We start from the raw sequence: 20,027 nt of genomic DNA on the forward strand, positions 1-20,027 counted from the left end.
GCTTCGCAATCCTTGCCTTGAAGGAGGTACACGTTGGTCGATTCGAGCGGCAACAACCTTGTTTTTCTACTTTGTACGCCGAGGAGCGGAAGCTCTCTGGCCACGGTTATGCTCCAAAATCACAGTAAATTGTTCGCCACCCAGGAAATGTGGTTCCTGATGAGCTTGTATGATCTGCAATCGCCGCAGCGCCGCGCTTATGGCGGGACAGGCATCCTTAATCAGTTCTATAACGGCGTTCTGCCTCAACACAGCTATGAGCAGGCTTGCCGAGCTTTTGCCCTCCAGGTCTACAACGGCTTAATGCAAAGCAGCGCCGGAGCGGAGATGGTGATCGACAAGTCGCCCAGGTATTATTATCTGCTGGAGTTTCTGGATGCTCTGTTTCCGCACTCCCGTCGGATCTGGCTTATTCGCAACCCGTTCGCGGTACTCTCTTCCCATAAGAAGGTGAACGGACAGCGGGGAACAAGCTTCAATCTGAGGGAGGACATGCGAAATGGAACCTTCGATATGAAGGTTGCCGATCTGACGATCGGGTTGTTCCGCTATTTCCGCTACTTCGCTCAAGCTAATCCCTACACGCACCGTTTGTCCTACGAGAAGCTGGTGGCGAGCCCGAGAGAGCAGATGATCGAGGTGTGCCGATTTCTGGGCGTTGCCTATGAAGAAGGGCTGGAGCTTTACGGGAACTTTAGAAATACCGCCAAGTCTGACTTGTATTTCAGCATGGGGGTAGGGGATCCGTTTGTTTCGAATCATTCGGAGGCGAATCAGGATTCCATCGCGATCTGGAAAGACGTGCTCGACAAGCAGGAGATCGAAATGTACGGCCGAGTGCTTGGCGCTCAACTCTTTCATGATCTGGGGTACAGCGAGGAGCTGGCTGAAGCGGAGAAGCTCACGGGCGTACGCTTCGAACTTGAACCGGATACGGAGCTAATGGATCTGTACACCAAGCAACTGGCGGATGCGACAGGCTGCAGGTGGGAAGCCGATTACGAGATGCGAACGGATTCGGGTACATCAGGAAATGTTGTGCTGCCTGAACGGTACCATGATGATAAATGGCTGCATCCGGAGGAGCTTCAATTGCAGATGACCGTGCGCATGCTTGAGAAACGTCTGGAGAACAGTGCCAAAGAGCGCAGGCAGCTGAAACTGCAGCTCGACACCATGAAGCGCAAAGCCAATCGGCTGAAAATGCTGATTCCCTTCGGCAATCGACTGTCCCAGCTGGCTTCGACCTACTTCAATAACGGCAGGCTGAACAAATGAGCGCGATTGTCGGCATTTATCAGCATACCGGGCATCCGGTCAGCAGCAGGGACAGCAGCGGAATGATGGAAGCCATGGAGAGGTACGATGCCGATGATGCCCAAACGTGGACGAACGGCGCGGTCTTCCTCGGCTGCCGGGCCAAGTGGATCACTCCCGAGTCGGTAGGCGAGCGAATGCCTTATTACGACGCCGAACGCAAGCTTGGCATCGTTGCCGATGCCATCCTTGACAATCGCCGGGAATTGTTCGAGCTGCTGCAGGTTTATCCCGCTCATCGCGGCAAAATTACGGACAGCGAGCTTATTCTGCTGGCCTATCGCAAATGGGGGCGCCATGCTCCGGAATATCTGATCGGCGATTTCGCATTCGTGATCTGGGATAAAGCGAAGCAGGAGCTGTTCGGTGCCAGAGATTTGCTGGGGCATCGCTCGCTGTACTATGTTCAAGGCCGCGATCGGTTTGCTTTCGGTACGACGCTTGCTCCGTTATTCGCCTTACCGGATGTTGTCAAAGCGCTTCATGAACCTTGGCTTGCGGAGTTTATGGCCATTCCGGAAATGTTCGAGTCGACGGACGTCACCTCCACGCCTTACCGGAACATTCATCAGCTGCCGCCTGCTCATACGATTACGGTCGCGGATGGACGCGTTTCGCTCAGTAGGTACGGTTCCTTGGAACCGAGGTCGATGCTTCGGCTCTCCTCGAATCAAGACTATGAAGAGGCATTCCGGGAGGTATTCGATGAAGCGGTGAGGTCAAGGCTGCGCACGCATCGTCAAGTGGCGGTAACGTTAAGCGGCGGACTGGACTCCGGCTCCGTCGCCAGCTTCGCCGCACGTGCACTGCGTGAGGAAGGGAAGTCCTTGCATGCGTACAGCTACATTCCGACCGGCGATTTCACCGATTGGACGCCCAGCAGCACAGCAGCCGACGAAAGCCGGTTCATTGATGCAACGGTCCGGCATGTCGGCAACATTTCGCACCAAGCGATGGATTTCGAAGGGATCAGCCCTTTATCCGAAGTAGACGAGTGGCTGGACATGCTCGAGATGCCTTATAAATTCTTCGAGAATTCCTACTGGTTGAAAGGGATACACGAGCGAGCAGGCGGACAAGGTGCAGGAGTGCTGCTCACCGGGGCAAGAGGAAACTTTACCGTGTCGTGGGGGCCGGCGCTCTATTATTACGCTACGCTGCTCCGAAAACTGAAATGGCTGGCATTCTTGCGGGAGCTTCAGCTGTACAGCGTTAATAAAGGGATAAGCAGATCGCGCTTATTATCCGTGATCGGCAAGCAGGCATTCCCGATTCTGGCTAAACGTTCGCAGCAGGCGAGCGAACCGGAAGCTATTCCGACGATGCTGATTCATCCCGATTTTGCGAGGCGAACGGATGTGTTCGCCAAGCTGCAGGAGCATCGAATCGGCGTGAACGGCTCTACCATCAGCGATCCGCTGGAGCTGCGCAAGGAGAAGATGCAAGATCTTGCTGTCGGGAACAAGAACGGCGCATCGGCAACGAAATTGTCCTTGCGTTACGGCGCATGGGAACGCGATCCCACCTGCGATCCCAGAGTCGTGCGGTTCTGCTTCTCGGTCCCGGTGGAACAGTATGTGCAGGGCGGCTTGGATCGTGCGCTTATCCGGAGGGCGACAAAGCATTATTTGCCCGACGAGGTAAGGCTGAACCAGCGCATTCGCGGCATTCAAGGAGCGGATTGGGTGCACCGCATCGCGCCATCCTGGAAGCCGTTGACCGATGAACTGAGGCAGCTGTGCACCGATCCTGCAGCATCCCAGTACTTGCACGTCAACCGTATCCGGGACGCCGTCTCTCGGCTTGGCGATACGCCTCGCCCGGAGCACGCTTTCCATCCGGAGATGCGAATGCTCATGCGCAGCCTGATCATCTACCGGTTCTTAAAACGATTTTAAAAGATTTTAGAGAAATGATAAGGAACGTAAGGGTGAAAGGGATTGTGCCGGAGAGTTTACGTGCCTCCTTTAAACTTGTATTGTTACCGACTAATCTAATCCAAAGAGAATACAAGCTTAACAGCGGCCGCAGGCACATCCCTGAACCCGGAGCTCTTCCTTATAACTTTCTTTAAAAATAGTATAAAACTCGTTAACTCCATTGAGAGGGGGTGAAAAACCATGACGAACAAAAAAGAATGGCAAGTTCCGACTGTTGAAATGCTTGACGTGAGCGAAACGATGTATGGAAAAGGGATGTCGAATATTGACTTTGTAACAACTGACGATATGGACATCTATAACCCGAGCTAGTTCGGTCCAAGCGCCCTTATACAATCCGCGCAAGTGGATTGTATAAGGGATTTATTATTATTGCCCTGAAAGGAGTGATTGATCTGATATCTGCCAGTGAACACACGGTATATAAGGCTTTCAACATGCGGATATCGAGTTCAATCCCGCTGCCTGAATTACCTGTGTCCGGTCCCATGAAGGAAAAGGAGCACCCCGATGTTTTCATTGAATCGGCTAGCCCAGACAAGTTGTGGGAAGAGCTTGAGCTTGGCGGCAGCAACTTTTTGTACAAAGACGGCCGATTCCTGTTCCTCATTCCGGAGACAGCTATTTATTGCATAGAAGACGCATATCGAATTACAGTCGCTCCGCTTACCGGCGCAGATCCAGAGAAGGTGCGTGTGTATTTGCTCGGTACCTGCATGGGCGCGCTGCTAATGATCCGCAATGTGCTGCCTTTGCACGGAAGCGCCATTATGATAGGCGGCAAAGCCTACGCGTTTCTTGGCGATTCGGGAGCCGGCAAATCAACGCTTGCCGCCACGCTGGTAAGCAAAGGGTATGAGCTGATAAGCGACGATGTCATCCCGGTTTCCTTTGCGGGTGAAGGAGGAAGGCTTGTCGTTATGCCGTCTTATCCGCAGCAGAAGCTGTGGCAGGAAAGCATCGATCAGCTGGGTTTGGCATCCGGGCACTATCAATCGGTTTATCGGGAAACGACGAAATTTGCCGTACCGGTACTTTCAAGATTTTGCAACGAGCCCGTCCCGCTTGCCGGACTGTTTGAATTGGTAAAGTCGGAATCTGAGCCAGCGGTTTCGATCAGGCGGTTGTCCAATCTGGATCGACTGCGCATCGTGCTGATGCATACGTACCGAAATATGCTGATCCCGCGTCTGGGATTGGAGCAATGGCATTTCAAGATAGCTTCCGGCGTGGCCGATCAGGTAAACGTACATCAGCTCATTCGGCCAACAAACGGATTTACGGCGCAAGACCTCGCAGCTGAGATTATTCGTACCATTGACAAAGGAGGCGTATAAACGTGACGAACGTGAACTTGGCGGAACAACAGATTATCCAATCGCCTGGCAGTATTGTGAGTGACATGAACGGGGAGAAAGTGATGTTCAGCATCGATAGCGGAAAATATTACAATCTCGGCATGATTGGCGGCCGAATTTGGGAGCTCCTTACTTCACCGATTACGGCTAGCCAATTGGTAGACAAGCTCCTATTGGAATATAACGTTACACGTGCTGCCTGTGAGGAACAAGTCGAGGCTTTCCTTCGGAAAATGCATCAGGAATCGCTAATCGAGGTTCGGAACCTTGAAGCGCATCGTTAGGAAGTTTCTCGCTCTGCCTGCGGAGAAGAAACGGGTCATGCTCGAGGCGTTCATTTACTTAGGCTGGGCACGAGTATTGAAGACCTTACCGTTCTCCCGGATCGCGCCATCCTTGGGCGGGCGGATGTCCGAAACCCCGCTGGCGAATGATCCGTCGAACGAAATGCCGATCCGACAAATTGCGCAAGCGATTCGGGTGGTGAGCCGTCATACCATCTGGGAAAGCCAGTGTATGGTCAGAGCGATCGCAGCCAAGAAAATGCTGAAACGGCGCCAGATCGAAAGCACGCTCTACCTGGGTACGGCGAGGGATGATCAGGGGAACATGATCGCGCATGCTTGGCTGCGCAGCGGGCCATTCTATGTGACCGGAGCCGAGGAGATGAAAATGTTCACGATGGTGGCCGCATTCGGATCGGACAAAACGCAAGGAAAGGAATGAAAGTGTCCCGTTATGGAGAACAATCGCACCCTGGATCTAAGCGCTTTTCCTGAAGAATTAAACATCATGCTGGCGTTCATGCAGATGAATGCCGATCAGGCGCAGCAATGGGGCAAGCCATCGATGCCTGTCATCGATTGGAATCAACTTCTGAAGCTGATCCGACATCATCGCGTCTATCCGCAGCTGTATTCGAAGCTGAAGAACAACAATTCGATTCCTGCCGACTTCTCCCAAGCCCTTCATCGGGATTACGGCATGAATACGCTTCAGATGCTCCGTTTAAGCGCTGAAATGGGCCTTCTGTGCAGCTCATTTCAGGACAAAGCGATTCCTTCATTGGTTCTTAAAGGACCGGTGCTCGCCGATCTGCTATATGGTGATGTTTCGCTTCGAACGTCCAAGGATTTAGACATTCTGGTCCCAATGGACGGTGTGGAAAAGGCAGAAGAGATGTTGACCGAGCTTGGTTATGAGAGCGATAGTCATGCTCCGCGGTTATTCAATTGGAAGTGGAAGATGCATCATATCTCCTATACGCACCCGCAAACGAGGATTCAGGTGGAGCTTCATTGGCGTCTCAATTCCGACATGGGCAAAGAACCTTCATTCGAGGAGCTCTGGGAACGGAGAAGACGCAGTACGCTTATGAGAAATGAGATTATTTATATGCTGGGAAGCGAAGATCTCTTCATGTATTTGGTCTCGCACGGCGCCCGTCACGGCTGGTTCAGGCTCCGCTGGCTGGCGGATATTGATCGCTTAGTACGCCAAGGCGTAAACTTTGAAACGCTTATCTCGCTTATGCGACGCTATGAATGCCTTCAGCTTGGAGGACAGGCTCTAATTCTTGCTTCCACACTGCTTGGCACGCCGATACCAGGCTCCGCCAAACCGATGATCACCAGCAGCCACCATCGCGAGTTGGCTCAGCGTTCGCTCTATTTCATCCGGGATATCGTCGCTTTCTCGCCTGTGCCGAGCTCCCAAGAATTAGGCAAGACCTATAAACGTTACTTGTTTGCATTGAAAACGACCCGGCAAAAGTCGGTTTATATAGTTGGCCAATTATATCCCAGCTTCAGGGATACGGAGGCGATGCCGCTTCCGAAACAATTGCATTTTCTATACTTTCCCTTAAGGCCGTTCGTCTGGTTATGGCGGCAAATGAGGCAGGAAGCTTAAAGGGATCCTTCCTATTCAAGCAGGACATGACTGCACGTAGAAGAAAGACAAGCACCTCGGAGGCAAACATGAGTGCAATTGCAGGTATTCTTTGTTACAACGAAGAGACTGTATCGATAGAGGATAGCAAGAAACTTATGCAAGCTTTGCAAAAATATCCGGCCGATGATGTGCAAACCTGGCATGGAGGGTCCGTATTTCTGGGATGCCATGCCCAGTGGATCACGCCGGAATCGGTTCATGAACGTCTGCCGTTCTATGATGAGCTTCATAAACTGGCCATTACCGCCGATGCGATCATCGACAACCGGGATGAATTGTTTAACCGGCTGCAAATTGCTTATTCCCGGCGGAAAGGGATGACGGACAGCGAGCTTATTTTGTCGGCGTACCTGAAGTGGGGGAAGGAAGTCCCGCGCTATTTGATCGGCGATTTCGCTTTTGTCATCTGGGACGAGAAGAAGCGCCTTATTTTCGGAGCACGCGACTTATTGGGAAACCGCACGCTCTACTACCATCGTCAAGAGCGGCAGTTTGCCTTTTGCACGGCGGTCAATCCGTTATTCGAGATCACCGGCGCCGAGAAGGAGCTTAATGAGTCATGGTTTGCCGAGTTTTTGGCCATTCCCATTATTCTCGATTCCGTCGACGTGAACGGGTCGGTCTACCATAATATCGAACAAATTCCTCCGGCACATAGCTTTACGGCCCGGGATGGCAAAATGACGCTGGAGCAGTACGAGACGCTGGAAGCGCCCCGGGATCAGCTTCGGCTGAAATCAAACGGCGAATACGAGGAAGCGTTTCGCGATGTTTTTCAGAAGGCTGTAACATCGAAGCTTCGGACATTCCGTTCGGTCGGCGCAAGCTTAAGCGGTGGATTGGATTCAGGCGCAGTCATCAGCTTTGCCGCTGACCCTCTGCGTAAGGAAGGGAAATCATTGCATACATACAGTTTCGTTCCTTCGCCTGATTTCGTGGATTGGACCTCGAGAAGCATGATGGCCGACGAAAGTCCGCACATTGGAGCCACGGTACGTCACGTAGGGAATATATCGCACAACGGCTTGGATTTTTCGGACAGGAACTCGTTCGGGGAAATCGACGACTTGGTCGGGCTTCTGGAAGCTCCATATAAGTTCTTCGAGAATTCGTTCTGGATCAAAGGGATTCTTGAAAAAGCACGGCAAGATGGGGTCGGCGTGCTGCTTACAGGAGCGCGAGGAAATTATACCGTTTCTTGGGGACCGGCCATGGACTACTACGCCAAGCTTTTAAGGAAGCTGCGCTTGTTCCATTTTTACCGCGAGCTAAAGCACTACGGGAGACAGATGAATATAGGAAGATCCCGGCTGCTGCCTATTATCGCTAAACAAGCCTTTCCATTTGCGACCAGATCTTATTACGCCAAGGAACCGAAGAACGAAATTCCGAATCTCATCCATCCGGATTTGGCCGCAAGAACAAATGTCTTTGAAAAGCTTAAACACCATGACGTCGGTTTAGGCGGGGCTGCATTCGATGAATTCGAAGCACGAGACTATCAATTCAGCAATTTGGCAACCTCAAACCATCAAGGCACATCTGTAACCAAGTTTTCCCTGCGGTATGGCGTTTGGGAAAGGGACCCGACCTCCGATCCGAGAGTGGTACGCTTCTGCATGTCCGTGCCGATCGAGCAGTATGTACAAAACGGGATGGACCGATCACTCATCCGGAGGGCAACCGAATCGTATTTGCCCGATGAAGTACGATTAAACCAACGCATTCACGGCGTTCAAGGAGCGGATTGGGTCCATCGCATGATTCCGATATGGGGGTTTTTCAACGAAGAGCTTTGGAAGCTTTGCCGGGATCCCATGGCCTCTCATTATTTGAACGTAGATCAAATCAAGGCATCGCTTGAGAAAATCGGCCATGCTCCAAAGCCGAAGCATGCATACGATCCGGATGCGAGATTATTAATGCGTGCCTTGATAGCTTACCGGTTCTTGAAGCAATTTACGTGATTGATTCCACTTGAAGGGAGGTGATACATATGGAAAAGCAAACAAGGAAAGAATGGCAGCAACCAACGGTGGAAGTTCTCGACGTAAACATGACGATGGGTGGACCGAATGGTGTATTCCCGGACAAGAACGGCAAGGGTTCCAACAAAGGGCACGCTTTTGAATCCTAAATGCACCTGATACGCGGCAAACCAATTGGCCCTTATACGAAGAAAACGTATAAGGGCCTCTTCAAGTTTCATTTACAGCTACTCTACTGAATTGAGGTGAGGAAGATGAACCCTGCTGTCAAACGAACGATTTATCGAGCATTTGGGCTGACGATGGCAAGCGAAATCGCCTTGCCGGAGCTTCTTCGGGAAGCGGAACAAACATGTGAAGCGGATGTTTATATCGACAAGGATGACTTGTATCAAGCCTGGAACGAGAGCAGCGGCAGTGGCAGCGACGATTATTGTGCTCTTGAAGGCGATGATTTTATGCTGAACATAGAAGGCACGGCCATTTACAGAGTCCGGGGAGGGAACCGGATCACTGTTTCTCCGACAATCGGAGCGGACGATGCCGTTGTTCGGCTATACTTGCTCGGAACCTGCATGGGTGTGCTGCTGTTCCAGCGTAAGATGTTGCCTTTACATGGAAGCGCCGTTGTCATTAACGGCAAGGCTTATGCGTTCGTCGGCGATTCCGGCGCGGGCAAATCCACCCTTGCTGCCGCCTTTCTCAAACGTGGCTATCCGCTTCTGACCGACGACGTGATTGCCGTAACGTTGAACCGCGACCGGGTCCCAGTCGTCATTCCCTCTTACCCGCAGCAGAAGCTTTGGCAGGAGAGCATCGACAAGCTTGGGATGCAGTCGGATCGTTATGTTCCGCTGTACGAGACCAAATATGCGATACCCGCAGCGTCAATGTTTTGCGAGGAGCCGGTCCCTCTGGCAGGTATCTTCGAACTCGTAAAGACGGACGGATGTGGCACGGAACTTCGCCATCTCCAAGGGCTTGAGAGACTTCCTACCATCCGATTTCATACCTACCGCCATTTTCTGATTCCTCAGCTTGGCTTGGATCAGTGGCATTTCTCTGCCTCCGTCTCGATCGTCAATCACATTAACATGTACCAATTATGCAGGCCGGCCGAGAGATTTACCGCCTACGATTTAGTAAGCCGAATCCTGAATACGGTTGAAGAAGGAATACGGATTTCGCACGGATAGGGGGAAAAGAAAAATGGAGCATCTGCTGCTATATATCAAAAAAATGCATCATTTTGCCGGTAAGAAGCTCACTGTCAATCTGATCGGCATGGTAGTGATCAGCTTCCTCGAGGGGATTGGCATTTTTCTGTTGATTCCGGTGCTTGGTTTGATAGGGGTTTTGGACCTCCATACGGATGGTATTCCGTTTGTGGCTGACTTGGTAAGCCCATTGAAGACCATACCGGACGGAATGAGACTGCTTGTTGTTCTAGGGGGGTTCATTCTATTAATTGCAGGTCAGGCTTATTTGCAGCGTAAGCAAACGCATTTGAACCTGGATATTCAGCATGGGTTCATAAGGTACCTTCGAATGGAAATGTATCAGGGCTTGCTGCAGGCCAAGTGGGCGTTCTATCTGCAAAGAAGAAGATCGGATTTCTATAACATCATGACGAATGAGCTTTCGCGCGTCAGTCAAGGCGCCTATCTCGCGATGCGGTTAATGACCACTATTTTGTTTACCGCGGTACAAATCGGCTTTGCGCTGTGGTTGTCGGCACAACTGACGATTATGGTCTTGATCTGCGGTTTAGCGCTTGCCGTGTATGCAAGCCGATTCATTAAACGGTCCAAAAGCATCGGGGATGAAACCTCCGAGCTTGCTCAGCATTATATGGGCGGGATGACCGATCATTTTAACGGGATGAAAGACATTAAGAGCAATCGTTCAGAAGCGCAGCATTTAACTTGGTTTCGCGCGCTTTGCGGCAAAATGGAGTATAACCTCGTTCACTTTGGGAAAACGCAGGCAACCTCCCAGTACATTTATAAAGTGGCGTCCGTCATTATCATTACGCTATTTGTTTACGTATCTCTGGAAGTATTCCATGTACAGGCTGAGAAGCTCATGCTGATCATCATCATATTCACCCGTCTTTGGCCGAAGTTTTCGACCTTGCAGTCTAATTGGGAACAAATTGCCCAAACGCTTCCCGCTTTCAAGAATCTTGCGGATCTTCAGAAGGATTGCGAATTGGCAAAGGAATTGGAAGTGCATGACAATCCGGCGGACGGAGATCCGGTAAGCATGGAGCAAGGAATCGAATGCCGAGGAATCACTTATCGTTACAATGGAAGCCAATCCTCCTATGCCCTTAAGAATATCAATCTGTCCATTCCGGTGAATCGGATGACAGCTATCGTTGGAAAATCCGGTGCCGGGAAAAGCACCTTAATCGATATCATCATTGGACTCATTCAACCGGATGAAGGAGAGGTTCTTGTCGACGGACGCAATCTGGCCGGCGACGACAGCTTCTCGCTGAGGAGATCCGTCAGTTATGTCTCGCAGGATCCATTCTTGTTCCATGCAAGCATCAGAGAGAATCTGTTGATTGCCGCCCCGGAAGCAACGGAAGCCCAAATGTGGGAGGCGCTGCAGTTCTCCGCTTCGGATGAATTTGTTCGAAATCTGCCGCAGGGATTGGATACCATTCTTGGTGACCGTGGGGTTAGGCTTTCGGGAGGGGAAAGACAGCGGATTGTTCTGGCTCGGGCGGTATTGCGAAAGCCGGGTATTTTGATCCTCGATGAAGCAACCAGTGCCTTGGACAGCGAAAATGAAGCCAAAATTCAAGGCGCGCTTGACCGATTAAGAGGAAGAATGACCATTATTGTCATCGCGCACCGACTGTCGACCATACGCAGCGCGGATCAAGTCGTTGTATTGGAGAAAGGCGAAGTGATTCAACGAGGCGGCTACCAGCAGCTTTCTGCGGACATGAAAGGCACGTTTAGCAAATTGCTGCATTTTCAATCGGACAAAGTTGTGCCTTAACAGGGGGAATGGTGCAGTATCCGCGCAGCCTGTTATCCGAGTCCTAGTAATGGGAGTGAACGCTGACCGAGAAAGTCGCTCCCCGAAGTGTAACGGTTGCCAGAGGGGATAATCACTGATTATTGGGCAAATCCTGTGCGATAAGGCCTGTACGCTTCGTTGGATTCTCGAGGGAAGGTCTAACGAATCGTACAGGTCTTATTTGCACTAAAAAACTCGTTTTGGAATTCTAACGAATCCTACAAGCCTTATTTGCTCCAAAACCCCTGCATTTCAGCGTAATTCTGCTAAATAAGCCCTCTGTGATTCGTTAGAATTTAGGAGGTGCCCATTTCTGCAAAATAAGGCCTCTACAATTCGTTAGAGCGGCAAGGACAGTGAAGACTGCCCGGGAAAGTCGCTCCCCGAAGTGTAACGGTTTCCAGAGGGACTATTTCACGAGCAGCATGCACTGGGGAGAAGTTGACAGCGGTAGTAGTGAAGGTTGCCCGAGAAAGTCGCTCCCCGAAGTCTAACGGATTCCAGAGGGGCTATTTCACGATTTAGGCAGAGTTTCCACCAGTAAAAGACAAATTAGCTTACTGGCGACCGATAGAGACAAAGAAAAAATGCTGACGAATCGTTGAGACGCTATTTGCTAGTTGTATGGGGGCAAAAACCCCTCCGCCCGGCAGGGGAGTGTATCGATCCATGCATCAAGAACAAGCCTCTGGAGTCGCGGTCAATTGAGCGAAAGATAGGCAGAGTTAGTAGAGTTCTCTACATGCTGAGAGAGAGCCGCGTGGCTCTCTCTATGGTCAAGATGATATCGAGCAGAGGGGGTTAGTTGCCGGTGAAGTAGTTTCGTTCTTCGAGGTAGTTGATAATAGCCGCTATGGATTGTTCAATGGTTAACTGTTCCGTATCTATAATGAGCTCGGGCGCGCTCGGGATGTCATACTGACCGCTTACCCCCGTGAAGTTGGGAATTTTTCCGCTTCTTGCTTTCCGATAGAGTCCTTTGGGATCTCTCTTCTCGCATTCTTCTAACGAACATTTTACGAAAATTTCGTTGAAATCCCCCGGTTGAAGCAGCTCTCTCACCATATTGCGGTCCTTCTCGTTCGGAGAGATGAACGCCGCCAGCACAACTAAGCCGGCATCCACGAACAACTTCGAGATTTCACCGATTCTGCGTATGTTTTCTTGGCGATCCTCATCAGAGAACCCGAGATCACGATTGAGTCCATGCCTGATATTGTCCCCATCGAGGACATAAGACGCAATTCCTCTGGCATACAATTCCTTCTCCAGCGCAAACGCCAGCGTTGATTTACCGGAGCCCGATAAACCCGTTAACCATAACGTACAGCTTCTTTGACGAGTCCTCTTCTGCCGGTCATCCCTTGATATATTAGAGTGATGCCATGTGATATTGTCGCTCTTGTGGTCCAACGGTTCCTCTCTCCCTCCAAAAACTTGTACACCTGATTAATTAAACATGGAGGAAATAGTCGAATCATGACAGGCATATTGTTCCGTTCCCTGTCCAGTTCAAAGAACATCAAGAAAACGCTTGGGTTTGAAAAATTTGGGTTGAAAGCGCTGTAACTGTTGATGTATTCTGGAGGTATGTGAAACGTTTCAATTCGTTCTAAGATTAGCAGTAAGAATAGAGTTTGAGGGAGAGGGATTACGAAGTGAATTCATCATCATCCGTTTATAAAGTCGCTTTTATCGGCTGCGGCAAACGTGCGCATGAACATGCCATTGGGGTACAAACCGACAGCAGATTAAAGGTTGTCGCGTTGTCCGATATTTCTGCCGCATCAGCCGAAACGCTGAATAATGAGTTTGGCTTTCAAGCCAGCATCTATACCGATCACAAGGAAATGCTGGAGAAGGAGAAGCCTGACGTTGTTCTCATCTGTCTCTGGACACCGCTGCATCTGCCGGTATTCCGCGATTGTGCGGAAGCGGGCGCGAAGGCTGTATTGTGCGAGAAGCCGATGTCGGCAACATGGGGCGAATGCCAAGAGATGGGTAAGATCGCAGACGAGTTTGGCTGCCAGCTGACCTTCTCGCTCCAGCGCCGTTTCGCTAAGGGAAATCAAACGGTACGTCGTTTTATCAAAGAAGGCCGAATCGGCCAGGTGCTTCGCCTAGACCTCTATTCACCGCCTAATCTGCTCGATTGCGGTATCCATACGTTTGATCAAGCGATTAGCTACATGGACGAAACGCCGGCGAAAACAGTGCTTGGGGCAGTCGATACTACCGAAATTTATAACTGGTTCAACGTGCCGTCCGAATGCGGCGCGACCGGTCAAATTCTATTCGCGAACGGCGTACAGGCGAGCCTCTATTCCGGCTCTATCGATACATGGGAACCGAGTCAGGATATGACGAAGATCTGGGCCGGTGTTCGCGTCATTGGCACCGAAGGTTTTATCGAAGTGATGTGGGACGGGCAAATCGTCAAGGGAATCAACTACGACGATCCGTCTTGGAAGCCTGAGATGGAGCTGTCCTCGATGTCTGATCAAATGATCGGTTATGTCCGTCATGCGATTGACTGCTTGGAGTCAGGCGAAGAGCCCGAGGCGTCGCATCAGAAGGCAACTCGCGCTTCGGAAATTATTTTCGCAGTCTATGAATCGGTACGACGCAATGCACGAGTAGAGCTTCCGCTTACCGGCGTTACGGACAGCCCTTTCATCACCATGCTTAATGACGGCCAATTCGCGAAATAAAGGAGCGGGAAACGAACCATGACAAGACCGAAGCTTGGGTTAATTGGAATCGTGCATGAAGAAGCGAAGCAGGATTTCTGGGGGACGATGAAGCGCGTCGCTGAAATCGGCTATAAGGGAATCGAAGGCGGCGGCGAGCTGCTCAAGGGAGATGTCGACGCCAATGTCGCGCGTTTCCATGAATTGGGATTGCAAGTGGCTACGCATAGCGTTCCCAGCAAGGAACTGCTTCGCGACGAGAAGGAAGTCGATCGCCTGATTCGCGAGGCGCATGCCCTGCAAACGAAGGATGTTACGTTCTGGTGGGACGTCGTTGATAATAGAGAACAGCTGCTTCGCGATGCTGAATTGTACGATGCGGCAGGTGCTCGTTTTGCGGCTGAGGGGCTGCGATTCTGCTATCACAACCATGCGCATGAATTCGAGAGAACGTTTAACGGCGTATACTCTCTGGACATTCTGGCTGAGCATACCGATCCGAAGCATCTGTTCTTCCGTATGGATGTGGCTTGGATTACGCTCGGCGGTGCAGATCCGGCGCATATCCTTCGCAAGATGGCGGGCCGTGTACCGGCCATTCATCTGAAAGATGTGTACGGCACAGACGAGGTTGGGAAGTGGACGGCTGTCGGTACCGGCGTCGTCAACATTCAAGCGTCGATTGAAGCAGCTACCGAAATCGGCGTGGAATGGATGACGGTCGAGCAAGATCAGCTGCGCAACCTCACGGGTATCGAGACGGCGACAGTCAGCTACTTGAACTTGAAAGAAAAAGGCTTGCTCTAATTGATCTTGATCATATACCAGCAATACCGACAGGCTGCCGGGCTAACCCGGCAGCCTGTTCTTTTTTATTTGATTGCAAGCTGCACACTTTTCTCGTTACGATGCGTCTAGATATTGAGATATCTACATGTTATTGGAAAACAGGGGGCAATCACATGCTGAAACGGGTCGCAGCCATTGCTGCAATGATGCTTGCAATGACGGGATTTGCTTGGTTGGGGCACGGACAGGCAGAAGTGTCTGTCGCGGGTAAACCGATCGCAGCGGAACAGAAGCCGGCCGTGGAACGGCTGTATCGCGTCGAATTAGATGGTAAATATGGTCTCATCAACAGTAAAGGCGAACCGGTAGTAGCGCCGATCTATGATGGCATATGGTACGACAGCAAGCCGGGGAATTCTTATGTCATCACCAATCTTGCAGAGAAGAAGGTGACGTACTATACCCTTGCGGGAGACAAACTGTTTGATTGCGCGATGAATAGTTGTGGTTTGATGTATGACCGACTGACCATCTATACGGAAAAGATTCAAGGAACTAACGGTAAGACTGAGCTTCGGTATGGCTATAAGGACAGCCAAGGGCAGATCGCAATTCGGCCGATTTATGTGAAGGCGTTTAACTTCTCGGAGGGGCTTGCTCGAGTCAATCTTGGCAAAGCTACCGGCTTCATAGACACGAAGGGGCAATTGGTTATTCCCTATCAATTCAGTTACACAGCAGACTTCGCGGAGGGAATGGCGGCCGTTAAGCTGGCTCTGAATGGCAAGTTTGGCTATATCAATACATCGGGAAAGCTAGTGGTGTCTCCGCGTTTTACCCATGCAGAGTCATTCTCCGATGGAGCAGCCGTTGTGTATGAGAATGGAAAATATGGTTATATCGATAAAACCGGGAAGTATATTCTGAAGCCGCAGTTCTCGATGGCGCAGCCGTTCTCGGAAGGGCTGGCGTTCGTGGAACGCAACGGGGTTACCTTCTATATCAACAAGAAGGGACAGAAGATGATCCAGAATATTAAAGCGGGCGGAACCTTCTCCGGCGGTCTGGCACCGGCAAGCACAGGGCAGAAATACGGCTTTATCAATACTTCCGGCAAGTTTGTGATCAAGGTGCAGTTCGAATGGGCGGCCTCATTCATCGGGGAGCTGGCAGAGGTTTATATTAACGTTCCGGACTCGCGGGACTATATACGAGGATATATGAATCGCAGCGGAACGATTGTATGGCCGCCGCAGCAATGAGTCGCCACAGCAGCCGCTTACTTCCATCGAACGATGGGAGTAAGCGGTTTTTCTATGTAACTCTGAACCGTTAAGTTATATAATAGAGATGTTTGAAAGCGATTTCAGAGAGGGGGAGCAGGGTGATTAACTTGATGATCGTCGATGATGAAGAAACGACACGTGATAGTTTGATGGAGCTGGTGCCCTGGTCTGATTGGGGAATTACAGAAATGCATTCGGCGGAGAACGGCATTGCGGCGCTTGCGCTTGCAGAGAAGTTCAAGCCGTCGATATTGCTGACCGATATTCGCATGCCGAAGATGAATGGCATTGAGCTGGCGCAGAGGTTCCGCATCCTCTATCCGGATTGTGAGATTGTATTCCTTAGCGGCTTCTCGGACAAAGAGTATTTGAAATCGGCGATTCAGCTGCATGCCGTCGACTATCTGGACAAGCCTGTCGACATGGAGCAGCTGAAGACGCTGTTTATCGACGTTGTGAAGAAGATTGAACATGCGGCTACCCAAAAGGTAGATATTCAGTATCGGCGCGAGGAGATCGTTGTGGATGTGATCTGCAACAAAACGGATCTGTCGGTCTGGATGGATCGCGTCGACTCCGGCATTTTGCCGTTAACGACGAGCGAACCCTTCCGCGTCTATACATTTCTGTTTAATTGGTCCTCTGCCACAGCAGAAGATGAGAAACCGCTGGTCAAGCAGCGAATACTTCACCTATTGAATCATTCTCCGAGCAACTCGGATCAACGATATATCGCCGGATTCGTGGGAGATCGATGTTTGGCGATCATCGCGAATGATCCAGCCGCGGTTCAACAGATGAAGGCCGAAGCATTCGCCGGGAATATACTGGAATCGATTCAAGAGGCTTCGCAGGGGAACTATTCGCTGTCTGCGGGCTGCAGCGATCAAACGGTCCGAACCGATGCATTCTCCTTGTCGTACAAGGCGGCGACAGAAGCGGCGAAACGTCAATTTTACGCGGGGACGAATCGGATTTACTTTCCGAATTCTGCTGCGCCCGGCTGTTATGAACTGGACAAAGGCGTTTATAACCGCTTTAAGAAGATGCTCAGAAGCGACCCGCCTGAAGCAATAATCGACTATGTCAATCAGTTGACAGAAGCAATCGCCGCCGCCGAGGACCCCGACACGAATAAGATCAGAAACCTCTATTTCAATCATTTGCGGATACTGTTTGAAGTGACGATGCAGTGGGATGCTGCCGATTCCGGCGATGAGCAAGAAACGACGTATATGTGGCGTGAAATCGATACGCGCATTACCCTTAGCGAGCTTGCCGCGTTTCTGCGCTCGAATATCGACATGACGATGCTGAAGCCGGAGAGCAGGGCAGGCGGCATCGAGAAAATCGACGAGATCAAGAAGTATATCGCAAGCCATTACGACAGCAATCAGCTGTCGATTCAGACCATCGCTCAGCATACGTATTTGAGTCAAACGTACTTATGCGCTTTTTTCAAGAAATCGACCGGCCGTACCCTGAATGAATTCATCACGGCGCTTCGCATCGAGAAAGCGAAAGGGCTGCTGCAGGACCGCAATAAGAAGCTGTACGATATTACAACCGAAATCGGACTCACGGATACGAACTATTTCTCCACGCTGTTCAAGAAATACACAGGCTCCACACCATCCGAGTATAGGATGAAGCAGCTCTATGAGAGTTAACATCTACCGCGATTTGAAAATGCACTATAAGCTTTTCCTGCAATATTTACTGCTGCTTGCGATCCCTTTCACATTGTTTATTATCGTGAATTATCGCATCTCCTCTAAGGATCTCGAGACGCAAGCGAGGTATTCCTCCCGGCAAGTATTCGAACAGAGCCGATCGTTTATGGAATTTAAGCTATATGTCGCCAAGAACTTCTTAACGATCCTGGCTTCGAATGAGAAAATCCAAGATATTTTGCATCGGAGCGCCAGCTATTACTACAATAGCTACGGGTTATGGAGCTTCGATGTCGAAGGCATCCGCAAGCAATTTTATATTACGAAGCCAAGCGAAGACATTATCAAAACAAGCTTATATACCTCTCAGGCCGTAGCAAGCACGAACGAAACCGATGACGTAATGAGCACCAATCGGATTGCGTCCACCGCGTGGTACGCGAATTTGAATAAGAGCAGCACTACGTTCGAGGTATTCCCAAGCATGATTCTGCTGAATGATTTGCAGAAGGAGAAGACGCCGACGTTTACAATCGCAAGAAGTATCTTCGATAACGAAAGCTTCCAGAATGTGATCGGGGTCCTCAGTGTCGATATGCCCAAGAGTATATTCGAATCGATTCTGGATCGCGTAGCGTTTACGAAGGAGTCCTCCGTATTTCTGATCAACCAAGCCGGCGAGATCCTGGTTCATTCCTCCCATGCGAATGCAGGGATGCTGTCGTTCAAGTCGGACATTCTGAAAGGGAGCACGAACGATCAGTTCAAGGAAGGGGTCTGGGGCAAGCGGGTTTTCGACAATGCGGAGTATTTGGTCGGGGCGCAGCTGGTCGAGGATTCCGACTGGTATTTGGTCAGCTTGACTCCGTATAAGGAGATTCTGGGCTCGCAGAAGAAAGCGATGAAGCAGATGCTGGCCATTGCGTTCTTAATTGCGATGTTCCTGCTGCCGCTGGCCTTTCTCGCTGCTGCGTCCGGTACGCGCAGAATTCGCGGTCTGATCTCGCAGATGAAGAGCGTGAAGCAGGGCGACTTCGACCTGCAAATTCAGCACGAGGGCAAGGATGAGATCGGGGAATTATCGCGGAACTTCAAGTCGATGATCGCCAAGGTTACGCAGCTGCTCGATGAGAAATATGCGCTGGGGCAAGAAGTGAAATCGATGGAGCTCAAAGCACTGCAGGCGCAAATTAATCCGCATTTTCTCTATAACACGCTTGACCTGATCTACTGGAAGGCGATGCGCATTCAGGAGCAAGGCATCTATGATCTTGTCCAATCGCTGTCCAAATTCTATAAGCTTAGCTTAAGCAAAGGGGAGGACATCGTCTCTTTGCGCAATGAAGTCGAGCATATTGCCGCCTACATCGACATTCAGAACGCCAGGTTCAAGAACGGCATTACGCTTGTGATCGATATTCCGGAAGCGCTCTATGAACATGCGATGCCGAAAATCACGCTGCAGCCCTTGGTCGAAAATTCGATCATTCACGGCATTCTGGAGACGGAAAGCGAGACAGGGACCATTACGATCAGCGCAAATGCCGTCCATGGCAAAATCGTGATCACGGTGAAAGACGACGGGGTGGGCATCTCGCAGGAAAACCTGGAACGTATTTTCAATAGGGATCGAACCGACCCCTTCCACGGATATGGCGCAAATAATATCAACAAACGTATTAAGCTGCTCTATGGAGAAGAGTATGGACTTACTTATCGGCGCAATGAAGGCCCCGGCGTCACGGTCATCATCGAGCTGCCGTGGTAAACCATCGGCCACATTTCCCGCGCCGCGTCCGCGAGACCCCATTGACAACATTCAAACCGGCATGTGACAATTAAAGATGAATCGAAAACTACAACTGAAACGAGTGGGTCGCGATGAAGTATTGGCGAAAGCATGATACTGGACAATCGCATATCCCCTTTTCGAAAAGGGACCGCGTGGAAGCTTAAAGCTTCCGCTCGGTCCCTTTCTTATATTAAAGCAAGAAAGG

Annotated in this window: 17 protein-coding genes; 16 read left to right on the plus strand and 1 reads right to left on the minus strand. The window is 50.7% G+C overall.

Features of this window, described 5'->3' with window-relative positions:
- Positions 1 to 33 precede the first annotated feature (33 nt).
- From I8J30_RS12500 to I8J30_RS12550, 11 genes are all read left to right on the plus strand, one after another.
- A complete protein-coding gene (locus I8J30_RS12500; protein ID WP_210655462.1) occupies positions 34 to 1,278 on the plus strand; it encodes a sulfotransferase family protein in 1,245 nt (414 codons plus the stop codon).
- Positions 1,275 to 3,215 (plus strand): asparagine synthase-related protein, encoded by a 1,941-nt coding sequence (locus I8J30_RS12505; protein WP_210655460.1) that lies wholly within the window; start codon positions 1,275 to 1,277, stop codon positions 3,213 to 3,215. The genes I8J30_RS12500 and I8J30_RS12505 overlap by 4 nt, the downstream gene beginning before the upstream one ends.
- A 222-nt stretch (positions 3,216 to 3,437) precedes the next feature.
- Positions 3,438 to 3,569 carry a paeninodin family lasso peptide gene (locus I8J30_RS12510; protein ID WP_143044416.1) on the plus strand — a complete coding sequence of 44 codons (132 nt, stop codon included), beginning with the start codon at positions 3,438 to 3,440 and terminating at the stop codon, positions 3,567 to 3,569.
- 125 nt (positions 3,570 to 3,694) lie between these two features.
- Positions 3,695 to 4,594 carry a phosphoenolpyruvate carboxykinase (ATP) gene (locus I8J30_RS12515; RefSeq protein ID WP_210655458.1) on the plus strand — a complete coding sequence of 300 codons (900 nt, stop codon included), beginning with the start codon at positions 3,695 to 3,697 and terminating at the stop codon, positions 4,592 to 4,594.
- 2 nt (positions 4,595 to 4,596) lie between these two features.
- Entirely contained in the window at positions 4,597 to 4,899 is a 303-nt protein-coding gene (locus tag I8J30_RS12520; protein WP_210655456.1) for a lasso peptide biosynthesis PqqD family chaperone, read from the plus strand.
- A 37-nt stretch (positions 4,900 to 4,936) separates the two neighbouring features.
- Positions 4,937 to 5,341: a lasso peptide biosynthesis B2 protein gene (locus tag I8J30_RS12525; protein WP_210656079.1), complete on the plus strand. Its 405-nt coding sequence runs from the start codon at positions 4,937 to 4,939 to the stop codon at positions 5,339 to 5,341.
- Between the two features lie 12 nt (positions 5,342 to 5,353).
- Positions 5,354 to 6,526 (plus strand): nucleotidyltransferase domain-containing protein, encoded by a 1,173-nt coding sequence (locus I8J30_RS12530; protein WP_210655455.1) that lies wholly within the window; start codon positions 5,354 to 5,356, stop codon positions 6,524 to 6,526.
- A gap of 68 nt (positions 6,527 to 6,594) precedes the next feature.
- Positions 6,595 to 8,535: an asparagine synthase-related protein gene (locus I8J30_RS12535; protein WP_210655453.1), complete on the plus strand. Its 1,941-nt coding sequence runs from the start codon at positions 6,595 to 6,597 to the stop codon at positions 8,533 to 8,535.
- 29 nt (positions 8,536 to 8,564) lie between these two features.
- Positions 8,565 to 8,705, plus strand: coding sequence for a paeninodin family lasso peptide (locus I8J30_RS12540; protein ID WP_210655451.1), 141 nt, complete (start codon positions 8,565 to 8,567; stop codon positions 8,703 to 8,705).
- A 105-nt stretch (positions 8,706 to 8,810) separates the two neighbouring features.
- Positions 8,811 to 9,752: a phosphoenolpyruvate carboxykinase (ATP) gene (locus tag I8J30_RS12545; RefSeq protein WP_210655449.1), complete on the plus strand. Its 942-nt coding sequence runs from the start codon at positions 8,811 to 8,813 to the stop codon at positions 9,750 to 9,752.
- A gap of 13 nt (positions 9,753 to 9,765) precedes the next feature.
- Complete coding sequence (locus tag I8J30_RS12550; protein WP_210655447.1) at positions 9,766 to 11,571, plus strand: ABC transporter ATP-binding protein; 1,806 nt, start codon at positions 9,766 to 9,768, stop codon at positions 11,569 to 11,571.
- An 822-nt stretch (positions 11,572 to 12,393) separates the two neighbouring features.
- On the opposite strand, the gene cysC is transcribed toward I8J30_RS12550, so the two are convergent.
- Positions 12,394 to 13,005, minus strand: coding sequence for an adenylyl-sulfate kinase (cysC, locus tag I8J30_RS12555; protein WP_210655445.1), 612 nt, complete (start codon positions 13,003 to 13,005; stop codon positions 12,394 to 12,396).
- A gap of 245 nt (positions 13,006 to 13,250) precedes the next feature.
- Here cysC and I8J30_RS12560 point away from each other — a divergent pair, with 245 nt between their 5' ends.
- The 5 genes from I8J30_RS12560 to I8J30_RS12580 all read left to right on the plus strand — a co-directional run bounded on the left by I8J30_RS12560 (position 13,251) and on the right by I8J30_RS12580 (position 19,798).
- Entirely contained in the window at positions 13,251 to 14,303 is a 1,053-nt protein-coding gene (locus tag I8J30_RS12560) for a Gfo/Idh/MocA family protein (RefSeq protein ID WP_210655444.1), read from the plus strand.
- Positions 14,304 to 14,321: 18 nt separating this feature from the next.
- Positions 14,322 to 15,089: a sugar phosphate isomerase/epimerase family protein gene (locus tag I8J30_RS12565; protein ID WP_091213810.1), complete on the plus strand. Its 768-nt coding sequence runs from the start codon at positions 14,322 to 14,324 to the stop codon at positions 15,087 to 15,089.
- A gap of 155 nt (positions 15,090 to 15,244) precedes the next feature.
- Positions 15,245 to 16,333, plus strand: coding sequence for a WG repeat-containing protein (locus I8J30_RS12570; RefSeq protein WP_210655442.1), 1,089 nt, complete (start codon positions 15,245 to 15,247; stop codon positions 16,331 to 16,333).
- Positions 16,334 to 16,455: 122 nt separating this feature from the next.
- Entirely contained in the window at positions 16,456 to 18,027 is a 1,572-nt protein-coding gene (locus I8J30_RS12575) for a response regulator (protein WP_210655439.1), read from the plus strand.
- Complete coding sequence (locus I8J30_RS12580; protein WP_210655437.1) at positions 18,017 to 19,798, plus strand: cache domain-containing sensor histidine kinase; 1,782 nt, start codon at positions 18,017 to 18,019, stop codon at positions 19,796 to 19,798. The genes I8J30_RS12575 and I8J30_RS12580 overlap by 11 nt, the downstream gene beginning before the upstream one ends.
- The last annotated feature ends 229 nt before the right edge of the window (positions 19,799 to 20,027 follow it).

Origin of the sequence: Paenibacillus lignilyticus (genome assembly GCF_017942085.1) — a bacterium.
GTDB classification, from domain to species: Bacteria; Bacillota; Bacilli; order Paenibacillales; family Paenibacillaceae; genus Paenibacillus_Z; species Paenibacillus_Z lignilyticus.